At 68.8% G+C, this 18,531-nt stretch carries 15 protein-coding genes and 2 pseudogenes; 11 read left to right on the forward strand and 6 right to left on the reverse strand.

Annotated features, from left to right (window positions below; all coding sequences use genetic code 11):
- The first annotated feature begins 488 nt into the window (after positions 1 to 488).
- Positions 489 to 2,042, forward strand: a complete 1,554-nt coding sequence (gene miaB, locus QH195_RS19645; RefSeq protein WP_280425981.1) for a tRNA (N6-isopentenyl adenosine(37)-C2)-methylthiotransferase MiaB — start codon at positions 489 to 491, stop codon at positions 2,040 to 2,042.
- A complete protein-coding gene (locus QH195_RS19650; RefSeq protein ID WP_280436500.1) occupies positions 2,039 to 2,746 on the forward strand; it encodes an Rv2732c family membrane protein in 708 nt (235 codons plus the stop codon). Before miaB ends, QH195_RS19650 begins: the two co-directional genes overlap by 4 nt.
- Before the next feature lie 50 nt (positions 2,747 to 2,796).
- Here the strand turns inward: QH195_RS19650 and QH195_RS19655 are convergent, their stop codons facing one another.
- Positions 2,797 to 4,185 carry a DUF349 domain-containing protein gene (locus tag QH195_RS19655; RefSeq protein WP_280425983.1) on the reverse strand — a complete coding sequence of 463 codons (1,389 nt, stop codon included), beginning with the start codon at positions 4,183 to 4,185 and terminating at the stop codon, positions 2,797 to 2,799.
- 365 nt (positions 4,186 to 4,550) lie between these two features.
- On the opposite strand from QH195_RS19655, the gene QH195_RS19660 reads away from it, so the two are divergent.
- From QH195_RS19660 to QH195_RS19690, 7 genes and pseudogenes are all read left to right on the forward strand, one after another.
- The gene (locus QH195_RS19660) at positions 4,551 to 5,327 is read left to right on the forward strand and encodes a hypothetical protein (protein WP_280436501.1); all 777 of its coding nucleotides are present in this window, start codon (positions 4,551 to 4,553) and stop codon (positions 5,325 to 5,327) included.
- A pseudogene (gene miaA, locus QH195_RS19665) lies at positions 5,324 to 6,226 on the forward strand (tRNA (adenosine(37)-N6)-dimethylallyltransferase MiaA); the annotation flags it as partial. The gene QH195_RS19660 and the pseudogene miaA, both read left to right, overlap by 4 nt.
- Before the next feature lie 230 nt (positions 6,227 to 6,456).
- Complete coding sequence (locus QH195_RS19670; RefSeq protein WP_280425985.1) at positions 6,457 to 7,296, forward strand: TrmH family RNA methyltransferase; 840 nt, start codon at positions 6,457 to 6,459, stop codon at positions 7,294 to 7,296.
- 52 nt (positions 7,297 to 7,348) lie between these two features.
- Entirely contained in the window at positions 7,349 to 8,254 is a 906-nt protein-coding gene (dapF, locus tag QH195_RS19675; protein WP_280425986.1) for a diaminopimelate epimerase, read from the forward strand.
- A gap of 59 nt (positions 8,255 to 8,313) precedes the next feature.
- The gene (gene hflX / locus QH195_RS19680; protein WP_280436502.1) at positions 8,314 to 9,876 is read left to right on the forward strand and encodes a GTPase HflX; all 1,563 of its coding nucleotides are present in this window, start codon (positions 8,314 to 8,316) and stop codon (positions 9,874 to 9,876) included.
- A 123-nt stretch (positions 9,877 to 9,999) separates the two neighbouring features.
- Entirely contained in the window at positions 10,000 to 10,899 is a 900-nt protein-coding gene (locus tag QH195_RS19685) for a lysophospholipid acyltransferase family protein (RefSeq protein ID WP_280436503.1), read from the forward strand.
- A gap of 178 nt (positions 10,900 to 11,077) precedes the next feature.
- Positions 11,078 to 12,223, forward strand: coding sequence for an acyl-CoA dehydrogenase family protein (locus QH195_RS19690; protein ID WP_280425989.1), 1,146 nt, complete (start codon positions 11,078 to 11,080; stop codon positions 12,221 to 12,223).
- A gap of 149 nt (positions 12,224 to 12,372) precedes the next feature.
- On the opposite strand, the pseudogene QH195_RS19695 reads toward QH195_RS19690, so the two are convergent.
- A pseudogene (locus tag QH195_RS19695) lies at positions 12,373 to 12,558 on the reverse strand (aldehyde dehydrogenase family protein); the annotation flags it as partial.
- Between the two features lie 43 nt (positions 12,559 to 12,601).
- Between QH195_RS19695 and QH195_RS19700 the strand changes: the two are divergent.
- Positions 12,602 to 13,249 (forward strand): hypothetical protein, encoded by a 648-nt coding sequence (locus tag QH195_RS19700; RefSeq protein ID WP_280436504.1) that lies wholly within the window; start codon positions 12,602 to 12,604, stop codon positions 13,247 to 13,249.
- A 57-nt stretch (positions 13,250 to 13,306) separates the two neighbouring features.
- Here the strand turns inward: QH195_RS19700 and QH195_RS19705 are convergent, their stop codons facing one another.
- Together QH195_RS19705 and QH195_RS19710 are read right to left on the reverse strand one after the other, a co-directional pair.
- Positions 13,307 to 14,392 carry an NAD(P)H-dependent amine dehydrogenase family protein gene (locus QH195_RS19705; protein WP_432278384.1) on the reverse strand — a complete coding sequence of 362 codons (1,086 nt, stop codon included), beginning with the start codon at positions 14,390 to 14,392 and terminating at the stop codon, positions 13,307 to 13,309.
- Between the two features lie 9 nt (positions 14,393 to 14,401).
- Positions 14,402 to 15,193 (reverse strand): SDR family oxidoreductase, encoded by a 792-nt coding sequence (locus QH195_RS19710; protein WP_280426001.1) that lies wholly within the window; start codon positions 15,191 to 15,193, stop codon positions 14,402 to 14,404.
- A 112-nt stretch (positions 15,194 to 15,305) separates the two neighbouring features.
- On the opposite strand from QH195_RS19710, the gene QH195_RS19715 reads away from it, so the two are divergent.
- On the forward strand, positions 15,306 to 16,193 hold the full coding sequence (locus QH195_RS19715) for a helix-turn-helix domain-containing protein (RefSeq protein ID WP_280436505.1): 888 nt from the start codon (positions 15,306 to 15,308) through the stop codon (positions 16,191 to 16,193).
- Between the two features lie 161 nt (positions 16,194 to 16,354).
- On the opposite strand, the gene QH195_RS19720 is transcribed toward QH195_RS19715, so the two are convergent.
- Positions 16,355 to 17,062: a histone deacetylase gene (locus QH195_RS19720; RefSeq protein WP_280436506.1), complete on the reverse strand. Its 708-nt coding sequence runs from the start codon at positions 17,060 to 17,062 to the stop codon at positions 16,355 to 16,357.
- Positions 17,063 to 17,206: 144 nt separating this feature from the next.
- Positions 17,207 to 17,959 carry a transcriptional repressor LexA gene (gene lexA, locus QH195_RS19725; protein WP_280426004.1) on the reverse strand — a complete coding sequence of 251 codons (753 nt, stop codon included), beginning with the start codon at positions 17,957 to 17,959 and terminating at the stop codon, positions 17,207 to 17,209.
- Positions 17,960 to 18,531: the final 572 nt, after the last annotated feature.

The raw sequence follows: 18,531 nt of genomic DNA on the forward strand, positions 1-18,531 counted from the left end.
ATAGTGAACCATGCTGAGGCAGCTGCCATCCGAGAATCGTCGCCATCGGATCCGGCAGGAGAGGTGACCAGTACGCCCGGAGTCGCTGACGGAGCTTAGAACGTGTCGGCCGCCGAGCGGGGCGCCCGGGGGTGTTGTTAACACCTGGGGTCACGCGGCCCCCACCCTCGAGCCGCGGAGCGGCTCCAAAATCACAGCCTGCCCCCTTCACGGAGGGTTTTCCTCGGGGTCTGAGCGGAGGGTTTTGCTCGGGGTCTGAGCGGAGGGTTTCGCTCGAGAGCTGAGCGGAGGGTTTCGCTCGAGATTAGAGCGGAGGGTTTCGCTCGAGATTAGAGCGGACGGTCTACGCCGAGGGCCGAGCGGACAGAGCCCCACCCGCGTCGCCGGAGCCGACGCCGCGACACAGCACGAGTGACACCGAGGCTTGACACAGCCCCACCCTGCGACGCCGGAGGCAGCACCGAAATCACGGCCCGTACCCTGGACGGGTGGATTCGATCGGACAGGTAACGCTTCCTCCCCGGGTCGAGCCGGCCGGAACGCGTAGTTACGAGGTCCGCACCTTCGGTTGCCAGATGAACGTGCACGATTCCGAACGCTTGTCCGGTCTGCTCGAGGATGCGGGCTACACCAGGGCCGCGCCCGGCGCGACGGCCGACCTCGTCGTGTTCAACACCTGCGCGGTGCGGGAGAACGCCGATAACAAGCTGTACGGCACGCTCGGGCACCTCGCGCCGGTCAAGGCCGCGCGCCCGGGTATGCAGATCGCCGTCGGCGGCTGTCTGGCCCAGAAGGATCGCGATACCGTGCTGCGCAAGGCGCCGTGGGTCGATGTGGTTTTCGGCACGCACAACCTCGGTTCGCTACCGGTGCTGCTCGAACGTGCCCGGCACAACGAGGCCGCCGAGGTGGAGATCCTGGAATCGCTGGAGGCCTTTCCGTCGACGCTGCCCGCGCGGCGGGAATCGGCCTACGCGGGGTGGGTCTCGATCTCCGTCGGTTGTAACAACACCTGCACGTTCTGCATCGTGCCGTCCTTGCGCGGCAAGGAGGTCGACCGGCGCCCGGGCGACGTCCTGGCAGAAGTGCAGGCCTTGGTGGACCAGGGCGTTCTCGAGGTGACCCTGCTCGGGCAGAACGTCAATTCCTACGGAGCGTCCTTTGCCGATCCCGAGCAGCCCCGCGACCGCGGCGCGTTCGCGAAACTGCTGCGGGCGTGCGGGGGTATCGACGGGCTGGAGCGGGTGCGTTTCACCTCGCCGCATCCGGCCGAGTTCACCGATGATGTGATCGAGGCGATGGCCGAGACGCCGAATGTGTGCCCGCAACTGCATATGCCACTGCAATCGGGTTCGGACCGGGTGCTGAAGGCGATGCGGCGCTCGTACCGCCAGGCCCGCTTCCTCGGCATCATCGACAAGGTGCGGGCGGCGATGCCGCATGCCGCGATCACCACCGATATCATCGTCGGTTTCCCCGGCGAGACCGAGGAGGATTTCCAGCAGACCCTCGAGGTCGTGCGGAAGGCCCGATTCACCAGCGCTTTCACCTTCCAGTATTCGCCGCGCCCGGGGACCCCGGCGGCGGAGATGGCCGATCAGGTCCCCAAACAGGTGGTGCAGGAGCGCTACGAGCGGCTCATCGCGTTGCAGGATCAGATCTGCCTGGAGGCCAATCGGGACCTGGTCGGGACCGAGGTGGAACTGCTGGTGGCCGATGGTGCCGGGAAGAAGAATGCCGCCACCGCCCGGATGAGCGGGCGCGCCCGCGACGGCCGGCTGGTGCATTTCCGGCCCGAGGGTGCGGCCGAGCCGATCCGGCCGGGCGATGTGGTCACCGTGGCGGTGACGGGCGCGGCACCGCACCATCTCGTTGCCGACAGCGGGGTCCGGACGCATCGGCGTACCCGTGCCGGTGACGCCCACGAGGCCGGGACCACACCGAAGACCGCGCCCATCGGGGTGGGCCTCGGGTTGCCGCGGATCGGTGCGCCGGAGCCGGAGCCGGTCGGCTCGGGATGCTCCACCGGGTGTGGGGTATGACCCTGCCGGGTGACGACGATCGGGAGCCGCCGGACGAGTCCGGCGCTTCCGGCCCGGCGCAGTCGCCGTCCGGAGATCCGGCGGCGCGAGACGACGAATCAGCCGATGGAAACGAGGACGCAGTGAACCCGGCCGAGACGACCGAGAAGTTCGAGGAGTACCGCGAGGACCTGGACGCGGTGGAACGCCGGATCGCCGGGGAGATCGACCCCGGGGTGCGCGCCATGGTGGTGGCGGGTGCGGTATTCGTCCTGCTGATATCGCTGGTGCTGCCGCATGCCGGCGGTGCGCGCGGTTTCGATGTGCTGCTCGGTTCGGAAGTGGCGAGCCTCGAGCACATCGGGTTGCCGTCGCGGATCTTCGTCTGGTTCGTGCTGGTGTTCGGGATCGGGTTCTCGCTGCTGGCACTGATGACCCGGCGCTGGGTACTCGCGTGGCTGGCGGTGGCCGGGTCGGCGATCGCCAGTGCGTTCGGTGTGTTCTCGATCTGGCACCGGCAGACGCCGGGGATCAACAACTATGTGGGTGCGGGTCCGGGGTTCGGGCTGATCCTGGGCACGCTCGCGATCATGGTGCTGACCTTCCATTGGGTGAAGGTCGTATGGAGCCGTACCGCGCTGCAGCTCGCGGCGGAGGAACAGCGGCGCATCGCCGCGGCCCGCGACGAGGAACGCGAGCGGCGCCGGCGGCTCGGCGAGGACTGAGCCCGGCGCGGAATGGCGCGCCGGATGATCACCGGCGCGACCCACGCTGCTCAGAGATTGCTGACCGCGCCCTCCGCGGCTTCGGCCCATTCGCGCCACTGCCGGGCCTGTTCGAGTGCCTTCTCCGCATCGCGGGTCTTACCCGCGGCGCTGGCCTTCGCCGCCTGCTCTTCGAACTGCGCCACCCGTTCCCGGAACTGTGCGGCCCGGGCCAGCGCCTCCGGATCGGTCCGGCGCCACTGCGCGTCCACCGCCTGGCGCACCCGCTTCTCCAGTGCCCGCAGCCGGCCTTCCAGGTCGTGCATCCGCTCGCGGGGCACTTTTCCGACGGCATCCCAGCGTTCCTGCAGGTCCCGCAGTGCCGCCCGGGCGCCTTCGAGATCGGTGTCGGGGTCGATCAGCGGTTCGTAGCTGCTGAGCAGCTCTTCCTTCGCTGTCGCATTATCGGCGAATTCGGCGTCGCGTTCGGACGCCGCGGCGTTGCGGGCGGCGAAGAACACATCCTGAGCGCTCTTGAAACGCCGCCACAGCGCTTCGTCGGCCTCCCGCGGCGCCCGGCCGGCGTTCTTCCACTCGACGAGGAGCTCCCGGAAAACCGCGGCTGTCGCCGGCCAATCGGTGGAACCGGACAGTTCCTCGGCGCGCACGCACAGTTCTTCCTTCCGGGACTTGGCGGCGGCGCGTTCCCGGTCGAGTTCGGCGAAATGCGCGCCGCGCCGGCGGTTGAACGCCTCGCGTGCCTTCGAGTACCGCCGCCACAGCGCATCGTCTACCTTGCGGTCGACTCCCCGGATAGTTTTCCATTCGTCGAGGATTTCGCGGAGCCGGTCGCCGGCCGCTTTCCATTGGGTGGATTCCGCGGCGATCTGCTCGGCCTCGGCGGCGAGCGCCTCTTTGCGTTCGGTGTGCTCGTGCCGGGTGCGCTCTTTCTCCTCCTTGGCGTGCGCGGCCGCTTCCTCGGAATGTTCGGCGATGGCGCGCAGTCGGGCCGCCAGCCCCTCGATATCGCCGATGACGGCTGCCGTGGGCAGGGTTTCGGCCAGCGCCAGGGCGGCGGCTTTGGTCTTGCGGGCGTCGGTGCCGGCGGCGAGGCGGGCCTCGAGCAGGGCGACCTCGGTGGCGAGATCGTCGAAGCGGCGGCCGAAATGCGCGAGTCCTTCGGCGGCGTTACCGGCCTGCCAGGAGCCGACGATCCGTTCCCCTTCGGAGGTCTTCACCCACGCGGTGCCGTCCTCGTCCACCCGGCCCCATCTGCTCGGATCCGTGGTGGTGGGCACCACGACCGGATGTGGATGTTCGGTGGCCGGGCCCGCCGGTTTCATCGCTGCGGGCGACGGATGCGGCTCTCCGGGTTTGGGACGGTTACCGGGCTTGGGAGCGGGCGACGGGCGACCGGCGGTGCCGGGGCCGGGTTTGGCGGTTCCGTTGCTGTGGGTCATTGCTCCTCGTCCCTGCCGCGCGTCACGGCTGCCTGGTTTACGCGCTGCGCATTATGGCTATGCTCTGCTCATTCTGGCTACGCCCGTTCGATCTGGCCACATCCGCCGGTCGGTTCGGCCCGCGCGGGGCGCGGGGCCGGCGGGCCACCCACTATCGGGCACGTTCCGGGCCGCCGCTTCGCCGAACCGGCACATACGGCCCGACCTGCGGATCCGGACCGACCGGTACCTCTTCCGGATATCTCGCACCCTAGCAATTACCACCGGGTTTCCGGGAGAGACACTCATACCCGTTCGCCGGGCACGGTCGCGCCGGAGCCACCGAGCGCGGCACCGCTGAACGAGCACGGGCTACGGTTGACGTCGTGTTCTGTCTTGCGGCTCTCATCCCCTCGCCGCCGGTTCTGGTGCCCGAACTGTGCGGCGGCGCGGCGCCCGCCGGTGCGGCGGCCCCGGCGGCCTCGGGAGAACCTGCCGTGGCCGCACTGCGGGCCGCTGTCGTCACCATCGGGCGGGAGCTGGCCGGGGCGGCCGCACAGTGGACCGTGCTCGGGGTCGGCGCCACCGAACAGGAGTACGACTCCGGCACCGCGGGCACGTTCCGGGGTTTCGGTCCGGAGGTGACGGTATCGCTGGGCGGGCCGCCCGAAACGTCCGGGCCGGATCCCGACCTGCCGTTGGCAGTACTCATCGCCGGCTGGTTGCGTGGGGCGGTGGCGCCGGGTGCGCTGGTTCGGGCGCAGTTGCTCGCCACCGACAACTCGCCGGCGCGGTGCGCCGAGGCAGGCGCCAAATTACGGGCCGAACTCGATTCGGTGGATGAGCCGCGGGCAGTCCTGGTTGTCGCGGACGGTGCCGCAACGTTGTCGAAGGCCGCACCGGGCTATTTCGACCCCCGCGCGGAGGCGGTGCAGACCGGATTGGAGCAGGCCCTGAGCGCGGGAGACCGGGCCGCGCTGCTCGATCTGGATCCCGCGCTGTGCGCCGAGGTGATGCTGGCCGGGCGGCCCGCGTACCAGGCGCTGGCCGGGCTCTTCGCCGGTGATGCCGAACCGCCGGTGGTCGCCGAGCGGTACCGGGACGCGCCCTACGGGGTCGGTTATTACGCGGCGCTGTGGCGACCGGGTGGGGCCGGCCGGTGACCGAGACCATTCGCCCGGTCGCGGTGGTCGGCCCGACCGCCACCGGGAAATCGGACCTCGCGCTCGAGCTGGCCGAACGGCTCGACGGTGAAATCGTCAATATCGACGCCATGCAGCTGTACCGGGGGATGGATATCGGGACCGCGAAACTCCCGCCGGACCAGCGCCGCGGTATCCCTCATCACCAGCTCGACGTCCTCGACGTGACCGAAACCGCGACGGTCGCCGCCTACCAGGCGGCGGCATCGGCCGATATCGAGGCGATCATGGCGCGCGGGCGGCTGCCGATCGTCGTGGGCGGTTCGATGATGTATGTCCAGGCGCTGCTGGACCAGTGGGAATTCCCGGCCACCGATCCACAGGTGCGGGCGAAATGGGAAGCGCTGCTGGCGGAGGAGGGCGTCGCCGCGGTGCATGAGGCGTTGCGGCGGGCGGACCCGGCCGCCGCGGCCACCATTCTGCCCACCGACGGCCGCCGGATGGTGCGCGCGTTGGAGGTCGTCGAACTGACCGGGAAACCCTTCGCGGCGTCCGCGCCGGCGGTCGGGGAACCGCGCTGGGGAACCCGGATCCTGGGCGTGGACCGCGATACCGCCGAACTGGACGCGCGGATTGCGCAGCGTACGGCGTCGATGTTCGAAACGGGCCTGGTCGAGGAGGTGCGCGGGCTTACCGGCCGTGGTTTGCGGGAGGGGCAGACCGCGCGCCGTGCGATCGGGTACGCCCAGGTGCTGGCATACCTGGATCAGGAGTACGACCTGGACGCGGCGCGCGAACGCACCTTCATCGGCACCCGCCGCTACGTCCGGCGGCAACGCTCCTGGTTCCGGCGGGATCATCGGGTGCGCTGGGTGGATGCGGCGAACCCGGACGCCACCGAGATCGCCCTGTCGCTCCTGGAAGACCTTGTGGGCACCGGCCCCGCGCGCCCGGGCGCAGTCTCCTACGTGGGTCTCGGCGTGTCCGGCGCTCACGGCAGATCCGGGTGCCCTGCGTGGGGTGCCGGTGCGGCGCCTGATCCTGCTGCGCCGGCTGTGTCCCCGCCGGTACCCGACCCGCACGCGCCGGCGATGCCCGACCCCACGGGATCCGCGGCGGAGCAACACACAACGAAGGAGACGCCACGGCCGTGACCCGGCAGATACGCAGCCGCAATGCCGCCGTCCAGGTGTGGACGGCCTATCTGGACAACCGGGCCACCCGGAATCGGGACGGCCGGTTCCTGGTGCACGGAGTCCGGCCGATCACGCAGGCACTGGCCTGTGACTGGCCATTGGAAACCCTGCTGTACCGGCTGGGCGATGATCCCGGACTGTCCTCGTGGGCGCGTGATGTACTCGACAGCAGCCCGGTGCCGGCCGTCGGGCTGGCGCCGGAGCTGATGGCGGAACTGGGGGAGAAGAGCACAGGCGCCCCGGAACTGGTCGCGGTCGCCGAGCAGGCTCCCGCTGCCGAGCTGGCCACCCACGAGGCCGGTGACCCGGGTGAAGCCCCCGTGGTCGTCGTATTCGATCGACCGAACTCGCCGGGGAACCTGGGCACCCTCATCCGGTCCGCCGATGCGTTCGGTGCTTCGGCGGTGGTGGTCAGCGGGCACGGCGCCGATCAGTACGACCCGCGGTGCGTTCGCGCGTCCACCGGTTCGCTGTTTTCGATGCCGGTGTTCCGGGTGGCGGGTCCGGCGGACGTGCTCGCCTTCCGGGACCGGCAGGTTCGACGGGGCATACCCACGCGGATTGTCGGCACCGACGAGCGCGGCGACCGCGCCGTCTTCGACCAGGATCTGATCGATGCCACGATCCTGGTGCTCGGTAACGAGACCAGCGGTATGAGCGCCGCGTGGTCGGCGGCCTGCGACGATACGGTCACCATTCCGATGGGCGGTACCGCCAGCTCGCTGGGTGCGCCGTCGGCGGCGGCAGTGGCGTTGTACGAAATTTCCCGGCAGCGCCGGACGTTTGCCAGATGAGGATCGTATTGCGAACCGAGGAGAACCGACCGACGTGCACGGAGGCGAAGACGTGAGCACCCGCAGCGGGGAAGCCGTCGAATTCACCAAGGGTCACGGCACCCAGAACGACTTCGTGGTGCTGCCCGACCCGCAGGTGCGGCTGGACCTCACTCCCGCCCGTGTGGCCGCGCTGTGTGACCGGCGCCGCGGGCTCGGTGCCGACGGCGTGCTGCGTGTCGCGCCCGCCGGCCGGCTACACGCGGCCGGCGTGCTGGCGGAGCTCCCCACCGGGGTGGGACCGGACGATTGGTTCATGGATTACCGCAACGCCGACGGTTCGGTTGCCGAGATGTGCGGTAACGGGGTGCGCGTTTTCGCCCACTATCTGGCGAGCCGCGGGCTGGTCGGAAGCGACCGTTTCGTGGTGGGCAGCCGGGCGGGCGCGCGCCCGGTCGTCGTGCACACCGCCGGTGCGGTACTCGGTGAGGTGACCGTGGATATGGGCGCCCTGCGGGTGCTCGGGAAATCCACGGCCACGCTGGCCGGTTGGGGTTACGGCGGGCTGGGTGTGGATGTCGGCAATCCGCATCTCGCCTGCGTCGACAGCTCGTTGACAGCCGAATCGCTGGCGAAACTGGATCTCACGGCACCCCCCGGATACGACCCCGATATGTTCCCGCGGGGGGTCAATGTCGAGATCCTGACCGGGCTCGATGCCGGCGGCGGTGTCGATATGCGGGTGTACGAGCGAGGCGTCGGCGAGACGCGGTCCTGCGGTACCGGCACGGTCGCGGCGGCGGCCGCGGCGCTGGCGGCGGACGGTTTCGATCTGGCCGCAGACAGCGGTGAGGTCACCGTCCGGGTTCCCGGCGGCCGGGTCCGGGTCGGTGTGAGCGCGGGCGCGGCGTGGTTGCGCGGCCCGTCCGAACTGGTGGCGAGCGGTGAGCTGGCCGCGGACTGGTGGGATGCGCAGTAAGCCCCCTACCGGGAAATTCGAATGCGCCGACCAGCGCATGGTGGCAGCATGGAAGGTGTATGAGAAGCACTGAAACGTCCGGGACCGGCGAATGGTCCCATGAAGCGTTCGACGCGGAATCGTCCGGATACGATCCGGGCGATTGCGGGAACGCCGTCGATAGCAGCGTCGCGGGCCGCGACGGCGGTGATGCTGTGCCCGGTCGCCGGGACGGCTGGACCGCCGATCCCACCACCGGTGAACTCCAATTGGAGGATCGCAGCGCGCTACGGCGTATTGCCGGCCTGTCCACCGAGCTCACCGATATCACCGAGGTCGAATACCGGCAGCTGCGCTTGGAGCGCGTGGTGCTGGTCGGTGTCTGGACCGAGGGCAGCGCCGCAAGCGCCGACGCGAGTATGGCCGAATTGGCCCGGCTCGCCGAAACCGCGGGGTCCGAGGTACTCGAGGCACTCATCCAGCGCCGGGACCGCCCCGATCCGGCTACCTACATCGGTTCCGGTAAGGCCGAGGAACTGCGCGCGGTGGTGTTGTCCACCGGCGCGGATACCGTCATCTGTGACGGTGAGTTGACGCCTGCCCAGCTGACCGCGCTGGAGAAGGTCGTCAAGGTCAAGGTGGTCGATCGGACCGCGCTGATCCTCGATATCTTCGCCCAGCACGCCACCTCACGTGAAGGTAAGGCGCAGGTCGCGCTCGCGCAGATGGAGTACATGCTGCCGCGACTGCGCGGCTGGGGTGAGTCCATGTCGCGGCAGGCGGGCGGCCGGGCCGGTAGCAACGGCGGTGTGGGTCTGCGCGGTCCCGGTGAGACCAAGATCGAGACCGATCGCCGCCGGATCCGGGAGCGGATGGCCAAGCTGCGCCGCGAGATCCGCGAGATGAAAACCGCCCGCGACACCAAACGCGCGCGCCGCACATCGAGCGGTGTGCCGGCGGTGGCGATCGTGGGCTACACCAACGCCGGTAAATCGAGTCTGATGAACGCGCTGACCGGCTCCGGGGTGCTGGTGCAGGATGCGCTGTTCGCCACGCTGGATCCGACCACCCGCCGGGCGCAGCTCGACGACGGCCGCGAGGTGGTGTTCACCGATACCGTCGGATTCGTCCGGCATCTGCCGACCCAGCTGGTCGAGGCCTTCCGCTCCACGCTGGAGGAGGTCACCGGCGCCGATCTGCTGCTGCACGTGGTGGACGGTTCCGATGCGCTGCCGGCCGAGCAGATCAAGGCGGTACGCGAGGTCGTCACCGATGTGGTGCGCGAATCGGGGCAGCCGGCGCCGCCGGAACTGCTCGTGGTCAACAAGATCGACGAGATCGATCCGGTGGAGCTGACCAGGCTGCGCGGCATGCTCCCGGATGCCGAATTCGTATCCGTGCACAAGGATCTCGGTATCGAACAGTTGCGGACCAGGCTCGGCGAGGTACTCGGCGGGCTGGATGTGGAAGTGAGCGTATTGCTTCCGTACAGCCGCGGCGATCTGCTGGCCCGGATCCATGCCGACGGCCGGATCGCGCAGTCCGAGCACACCGAGCACGGCACCCGGGTACAGGCGCGGGTTCCGCGCGCGCTCGCTGCCGCGCTGTCCGATTACGCGCATGCCGGGGCCGCCGAAACGTGACGGTTACCGGCGCGCGTCGGCCGCGAAAAATTCGGCCGCCGAAGTGTGGGACTTCGCATAACCGGGTGTGATTACCGCTGATGTCGATTCACAATCAATATCGATCGACTTCAGGAGGGATTCATGACGTACACGGGCGAGCGTTCCACCGCCGCCGGGGATCGTCGGCGCGGCGATTCGGAACCACCGCGGCTCAGCGACGGGGCGCCGCTGTCGGTCGACCTCGGCGCGGCCGATCTCCGGATCCTGGAGGCGCTACTGGCGCCGGTGCGGGCGTGGAGCGATCCCCGGTTCTTCGGATTGTCGAATATTCCCGACTCCGGGCCGGTGCTGCTGGTGGCGAACCACAATCTGCTCGGCCTGATCGATGCCCCGCTGCTGCTTCCGGAGGTACTGCGCCGGCGCGGCCGGCTGATTCGTGGGCTCGCCGAGAATGTCCTGATCCGCGTTCCGGGTGTGCGGCATATGCTGCACCACTACGGTTCGGTGCGCGGAACCCGGGAGAACTGCCGGACACTGCTCGAACACGGTGAAGCGGTGATCGTCTTTCCCGGCGGAGGTCGCGAGGCGATCCGCCGCAAAGGCGAGAAGTACACATTGCGCTGGGAGGGTCGCACCGGTTTCGCCCGGATGGCGATCGAATGCGGGGCGCCGATCCTGCCGGTGGCGATGATCGGGATCGACGACGCCTACGACATCCTCGCCGACAAGGACGACCTGCTTCTGCGTCCGCTGCGGCGCGTGGTCGAGGCGCTCGGCATCCATGCCGAGCTCACCCCGCCGCTGGTACGCGGACTGGGACCGACGGCAATACCTCGCCCCGAGCGGTTCTATTTCTCGGTCGGGACCGCGATCGATCCGCAGCCGTGGCGTGAGGCGCACGACCTCGACGAGGCCGCGCAGCAGTTGTCCCTGGTGGTGCAGAAGGCCGTGCGCGAGGAATTGACCTTCCTGCTCGGTGAACGCGACCGCGACCGCGGCCGGACTCTCACCGGGCGCCTGCGCGAACTGCTTCCGGTCTGAGGGCCGTCGCGCACCCACCTCGCCGCGGGTGAATGGTAAGGCGGAGCGGAGATCGACCCTGGAGCAGGAGCACCAGCGAATTCCAGGCGTGAAGTAAACAACCATTCGCACTCCGGGTACGGTGGATCACAGCGACGGGCCGGTGCGGCCCCGTCGGAGTGTTCACTAGGAGGTAGGTGTGGAGCGCACACTGTTCGAACCCGAGCACGACCTGTTCCGGGAGTCGTACCGCAAGTTTCTCGAGACGCATGTGGCGCCGTTCCACGACCAGTGGGCGGAGCAGGGGGTCGTGGACCGTTCCGTCTGGCTCGAGGCCGGTAAGCAGGGCTTCCTCGGCATGGCGATGCCGGAGGAGTACGGCGGCGGCGGCGTGAAGGATTTCCGCTACAACTCGATCATCACCGAGGAGACGGTGCGCGGACAGTACTCCGGCCTCGGCTTCTCGCTGCACAACGATGTCATCGCGCCGTACCTGCTGGAGCTGGCCAACGAGGAGCAGAAGAAGCGCTGGCTGCCCAAGTTCTGTTCCGGTGAGCTCATCACCGCCATCGCGATGACCGAACCGGGTACCGGCTCGGACCTGCAGGGCATCAAGACCCGTGCGGTCCGCGACGGTGACGACTGGGTGCTCAACGGTGCGAAGACCTTCATCACCAACGGCATCAACTCCGATATCGTCATCGTGGTCGCGCAGACCGACCCCGAAAAGGGCGCGATGGGTTTCAGTCTGCTGGTGGTCGAGCGCGGGATGCCGGGCTTCGAACGCGGCCGCAACCTGGACAAGCTCGGGCTCAAGGCGCAGGACACCGCCGAACTCAGCTTCACCGATGTCCGGGTGCCCGCCGCGAATCTGCTCGGCCAGGAAGGTATGGGCTTCATCCACCTGATGCAGAACCTGCCGCAGGAGCGGCTCTCGATCGCCGTTATGGCGGCCGCGGCAATGGAAACCTGCCTCGAATACACCTGCCAGTACGTGCGTGATCGCAAGGCGTTCGGCAAACCGATCGGCGCCCTGCAGAACACCCGGTTCGTGCTCGCCGAGCTGGCCACCAAGACCACCGCGGTGCGGGTGCTGGTGGACCGTTGTATCACCGAGCTGAACGCGGGCACGCTGTCGGTCGAGGACGCGGCCATGGCCAAGTGGTGGAGCACCGAGGAGCAGGTCGCGCTGATCGACCGCTGCCTGCAACTGCACGGCGGGTACGGCTATATGCGCGAATACCCGATCGCCCAGGCATACCTTGATGCGCGGGTGCAGACGATCTACGGCGGCACCACCGAGATCATGAAGGAAATCATCGGGCGGTCGCTGAAGCTGTCCTGATCGGAGTGGTTCCGGGTCCCATTCGAGGACTCCGTTCTGCTCGCCGCACCGATAACGCGTGACGGTGCTTTCACCCGGTGGTTCGAGGACGACCGGCGCAGCGGCAGCCATCTGCCACCGGGTGAGAGCAGATCAGTCCAGAACGGTTGCGAGTTGTTTTCGAGGAGCTCCTCCAGGCCCGCCACGCCCATCTCCCTGCCGATGCGTTTCCCGTCGGCGCTGAAAACCGCTCCGGAAAACCCGTAATCGGAGTTGTTGGCGATGCGTACCGCATCATCGTCGTCGTCATAGGCGATGATGGAGAGCGCCGGGCCGAACACTTCCTGCTGGGCGATGCAGTCCCGAAACCTGTCGGCACCGATCGTTAGCCTCGCGCGCATGGGTCTTGCAGTGAGTACACATCACTACGCCGAAGCAATGGCGGACAACGATTCCGAGTACATCGGGGAATTGAGGGCGGAGCTCCGCGCTCTGAACGACCTGCTGGCGGGTGAGGGGCTACCGGTGCACGAGGAACCGCCGCACCGCGGCGCGACCGCCGCGCGTAGCCGCATCGGCAGTGTTCCCTACAGTTTCGTCCATTATCTGCGGCGTGCCTACGCCCGTGCCCACGAGTACCCCGATCAGCCCTTGGAACCGGTTGGCGCGGGGGAGGATCCGTCCGACGATCCGGCTGTCGACCAACTCCGATACATGTTCGAATCCCATCTGCTGTGCCACTCCGACTGCGAGGGCTACTACCTGCCGGTCGAGTTCGACGAAGTGCTCTACCCGGACGACGAACTCGGCATTCCCGGTGGGATGGTCGGATCGAGCGCCGCGCTGCTGAGTGAACTCGTCTACGTCGCACCGTATCTCGGCATCACCCTCGCCGACGGCGAACTGTCCGACGCCGAGATCGAGCGGATCTACCACGAGAGCGGCGCCGATACCCACCCGTTGTACCGCGAACGCGAAACCTGGGTGCTGTTCTACGAGGCTGCCCGGGTCTCGGTGGCGAATCGCACCGTGATCACTTTCTGCTGACAAAAGCGGCGCGGGGTGTGCCTCGGACACGCCGCGCCGCTGCTGCCGGAGCCGGAATCAGGAACGCCCGGAACTCGGCTCGCGACCGGGCCCGGTAACCAAGGGCAGATCGAGGGTCGTGCGGATACCGGGTTCCGCGGCCACCACCGCGGGAATGGCATTGACCACGCGCATCGCGGTGGCGACCAGCCCGGCATGGTTGTGATCTCCGTGATCGCTGGAGAGGCAGATATCCATGCTGTAGTGCGGTTCACCGGTGATCTCCACCCGGTAGGAGCCGCCCTCCTGCGCGGGCTGGGGCCACTCCGGGGCGAGATCGGCGCGTAGCCGGGTGACATGCTCGAGCACCGTCACCACCTGGTCACCGGCCATTCCGCGGACCTCGAACCGCAGCCCGGCGGTGGTGCCGGCCGAGATCGCGCCCGCCGCTATCTCGAAATCCTCCGGCGCGGGAATTCTTTCGTGGGTTTCGGCGACGCTGTCCAGTTCCACCCCGAGTCCGGCCGCCAATTGCCGCACCACGCTGCCCCAGGCCAGCGACAGCACCCCGGGCTGGAGCAACATCGGGGTCTCGTCCATCGGCTTCCCGAACCCCATGATGTCGAACATCACGGCCGCGTTGTCGTAGGTGGCGTAGTCGACGATCTCCATACAGCGGATCCGATCGACCCGGCGGCAGGTACCCGCGAGCGCCAAGGGCAGGAGATCATTGGCGAAGCCGGGGTCGATACCGTTGACGAACAGCGAGGCGCCGCCCGCCGCCGCGGCCTCCTCGACGGGGCGCAACAGGTCGTCCGGCAGGACTTTCCACGGGTACTGCAGGAAGACCGGGGCGCTGGCCACGATATCGACACCCGCCGACAGGATCGTCCGCAGATCTTCGAGGGCCTCCATGAGCCGGTTGTCGGTCATCGCCGTGTAGACCACGACATCGGGTTTCGTGGCGAGTAGCGCCGCCGAATCGGTGGTCGCCGAGATTCCGGTCCGGATGTCGAGTCCGGCGAGCTCACCGGCGTCGCGGCCCTCCTTCTCACTGCTGGACACCCGGACGCCGACGAGTTCGAGCCGCGGGTCGTCGATGATGCCGGCCAGGGCGTGTTTGCCGACATTGCCGGTGCCCCAGTGCACAACGCGATAGGTCATGATGTCTCCTCACAGATCCGGGATCGGCATATCGAGATTCGGGGCGATCAGTCCGCCGTCGGTTTCGATCACTTTGCCGGTCAGGTAGCCGCCGGCGGGAGAAGCCAGGAACAGGGCGGTGGCCGCGATATCCGCCGGATCGCCGATCCGGCCCAGCGGGGTCGCCTTCTCCAGCGCCCCCCGCAGGTTGTCGTCGTCGGCGACCACTTTCAAAGAGGAGGTCGAGATGGAGCCGGGGGCGATGGCGTTGACCCGGATACGCGGGCACAGATCCATTGCGGCCAGCCGGGTGTAGTGCGCGAGCGCGGCCTTCGCGGTGCCGTAGGCGGCGAAGGCCCGCCCCGGGAGCCGGCCCATGGTCGAGGTGATATTGATGATCGAACCGCCGTCGGCGGTATCCAGCATGATCGGCACGGCGGCGCGGACCAGGGCGTGGGCATTGGCGACATTGAACTCGAATGCCTCGGTCATGGTGTCCGGGGAGGTGTCGAGCAGCGGCCTCGGCATCGCGCCGCCGACATTGTTCACCACGATGTCGAGACGGCCGAATTCCGCGGCGGCGGCACCGGCCAATGCGGCGCAGGCGTCGGCGTCGGAGAGATCGGCCACCACGGTATGGGCGCGCCGGCCGAGATCGCGGATCTGCCCGGCGACCGCGTTCAGATCGCTTTCGGTGCGGGCAGCGATCACTACGTCCGCGCCGGCCTCGGCGAAGCCCAGCGCGATCGCGGCGCCGAGGCCGCGTCCGGCGCCGGTGACGATCGCGACTCGGTCGTCGAGCCGGAACCTGTCCAGAATCATGGGCTCCTCCTGCAGGGTCTACTACGCTGATGACGGATATTCGACAAACTGGTACCGAATAGTCGATGCAGTGTAGGGCCCGGCCGGGCCGGCGACAAGGGAGCGGACAAAGATGGCGGCTTCGGGATCCCCGCCCACCCGGCGGGTGGTGGCGGTGGTCGAACTGCTTGCGGAGTCACCGCGGGCGCTCACGGTATCCGAGATCACGGACCGGCTCTCGCTGGCCCGGGCGACGGTGACGGCCGTGCTGACCGAACTGTGCGCCGCGGAGTGGGTGATCCGCGATGCGAGCCTGGCGTACCGCCCGGGGCCCGCCCTGTCCCGGCTGACCCGACCGGAGGCCGTCGAGGCCGGCGCGGCCGTCAGCGCGGAATTGGCGGCCCTGGCCGAGGCGGCGGGTTGCGGGGCGACACTGAGCCGGATCGCCGGTGATCGGCTCACCATCGTCGCGAAACACTATGCGGGCGAAACGATCGTGCCGGGTCTATCGGTGGGGCAGTCGGTTCCCCTGGCGTATCCGGCCGGGGCGGCGGTGATGCCGTGGCGGCCGGTGGACGAACGAGAACGGTGGCTGCGCTCGGCGGCCGGGCGGGAAGGCGCGCGAGACCTGCTCTACTTCGTCACAACCTACGGATTCGCGATGTTCCGGCCGAAGGACGACGATGCCGGGCTGGTCGATGTCCTCACGGAGCTGTTCGGCGCGCTCGGCGCCGAACTCCTGCAGCCCGGGCTGCGCGCGAAACTACTACGCCAGCTCTCGAGACTGACCTCGCGGGCATACACCGCGGCCGATATCGCGACCCCGCAACCGCTCCCGGTCAGTTACGTCTCCGCGCCGGTGTTCCGCGGCGACGAGGTGCCTTACGAAGTCCAGTTCGGCCCGCTGCGTGCGGAGGTGGGCCCGGCCGATCGGGCGCGCTATGCCCAACTGATCAAAGTGGGAGCCCAGGCGATTTCGGTGGCACTGGAAGCCCGTGAGCAGCCTGCTGCCGGATCCTAGCCGCGTGGATCGGGAGGCCCCGGCCCAGAGCGCAATCGGGAACAGTGCCCGGCGACCGTGCTCGTTCGCTGCGTTGCCGATCGCCGAGTTCTCTGTGCGAATTCGGAGGTCATCGTCGGCTATCCGGTGTCGACTTCGGCGCCGGATAGATGGCCGGCCGTTCAGCCGTCGCGCAGCAGGTCGACGATCATGCGCGGGGTCCAATGCCCCGCCGCGCCCGGGCGGGTGGCCAGGTAGGCGGCGGCCTCGGTGGCGGACCAGCGATGCGCTGCACGCAGACCGGTGGCGATCCGGCGCAGATATGGCGGTGCCGGTGGGTTACCGGGCAGGTCGCGCCAGCGCCGGTCGGCGGTGCACGTCACGATCGGCACGCCTTCGTAGGAGCCGGGACAGATCAGGGTTTCGTATCGGCCGGGGCCGAACCGCGACCGGCCGGTGCGGAGGACCTCGGTGAGGTCCAAATCGGTTCCGGGGGGCCGGTACATCTCCTGCGCGGCGATATCGCTGAACTGAGAGTTGGTGAGCAGGTAGGCGCGAGCCGGGGTTTCGGCCGGTGTCATGGGGTCGTAGAAGGCCCGCCCGCCGGTCCAGATCGCCGATTCGGTGGCGAAATAGAGCAATCCCGGAAGGACGATTCCGATCGACCGGGCGGGCGGCGTCCGGTCGCGGCAACCGCGAGCCGGCTGCGGGCCGCAGCCATGCGCGTCCGGCGTGGCCACGGCACCGTCCGGGGTATCGCCGGTGAGGTAACAACCGAGGCGGCTGGGGTCCGCGTTCGACCCGTAGGCCGCGTACCACACCAACTCCGGGCTACCGGTGCCGTCGGCGCCGGACCGTGGACGGGCGGCCGAAATGCTGTGGCGGGCCATCCGAATTCACCCCGTTCCGTTGCACCCCGCCCGCTCGAGCCGGCGGGACCCGCCGGTGTTTCTTCGCGGACCGTGTCGTCCCGGTCCGGCGCCGCAACCACAGCCCGCCGGGCGATCCGCGGCGGCGCCGTGGGGCAGTGCTGCTCAGATCTTGCGGATCACCGTGACGACCTTGCCGAGAATGCGCGCGTCATTACCCGGGATGGGCTCGAACAGCGGGTTGTGCGGCATCAGCCAGACATCCTCACCGCTGCGTTTGAAGGTTTTGACCGTGGCCTCGCCGTCGAGCATCGCGGCGACGATATCGCCGTTGTCGGCCACGTTCTGCTGTCGCACCACCACCCAGTCGCCGTCGCAGATCGCGGCGTCGACCATGGATTCACCGACGACTTTCAGCAGGAACAGCGAGCCGTCGCCTACCAGTTCGCGGGGTAGTGGGAACACGTCCTCCACCGCCTGTTCGGCCAGGATCGGGCCACCGGCGGCGATCCGCCCGAGCACCGGTACGTAGGTGGGGATGGGATGGTCGGCGTTGCTGTCCTCGGTGGCCGGGACCGCACCGGCGGCCACCGCGGTATCGGCGGGTGCCAGTGTGGTGACCGAACGGACGGCTTCGTCCATACCGCGTACATCCACGGCACGCGGACGGTTGGGGTCGCGGCGTAGATACCCCTTGCGTTCCAGGGTGCGCAACTGGTGGGCGACCGAGGACGTGGAGTTCAACCCGACCGCGTCGCCGATCTCGCGGATGCTGGGCGGGTAGCCGCGCAGGCTCACCGAGGAACGGATCACGTCGAGCACTTTGCGCTGACGCACGGTGAGATCCGCCCCGGTCGCCGCCGGCCCGGGGCCGGTGCCGGTCTCGGCTCCGTCACCCGTGTCGTCTGATTGGCTCACCACAACCGCCCTTTCTCGTCGGTCTCCGCATCCGGTGGACCCGCACCCGGCGGGCGGATCCGCTCCGGACGTGCCCGAAGTTCATACCGTGCAGTGAATCTAGTCCGACCGCTGCGATCTATCAAACATCTGTTCGAGGTATGTCCGGCGTTGCTACTGACATCATGCCCCTTCGCGTGGTAGAAATCGAACATCAGTTCGTCGAACATTTGATCGAATACAGCCCGAGGTTCCGCGAGCGACCAGCACGGAGGTCCATCCGATGAACACTGCGATCAGCGTGACCGGCACCGGTGCGTGGGAAGACGCCACCACCCGAACGGCACTCGTTCCCATCCCGGCCGGGGAGGCCGGAACGCGCCGTCAGGGTGAGGGTGGGTCACCGGTGCTCGTCTCGCACCCCGGTCGCGGGGGGCCGGCCCCCGCCCCCCGCGGGGGGGCCGGGGGGGGCCCCCCCCCCCCCCCCCGCGGGGGGGGGGCCGCCCCCGGGGGGGGGCCCCCCCCCCCGGGGGGGGCCCCGCCCGGCCCGCGCCCCCGCGGCGCCGGGCCGGGCCGCGCGACCGGCGTGCGAG

The organism is Nocardia carnea, assembly GCF_029868855.1.
Lineage (GTDB): Bacteria > Actinomycetota > Actinomycetes > Mycobacteriales > Mycobacteriaceae > Nocardia > Nocardia carnea_A.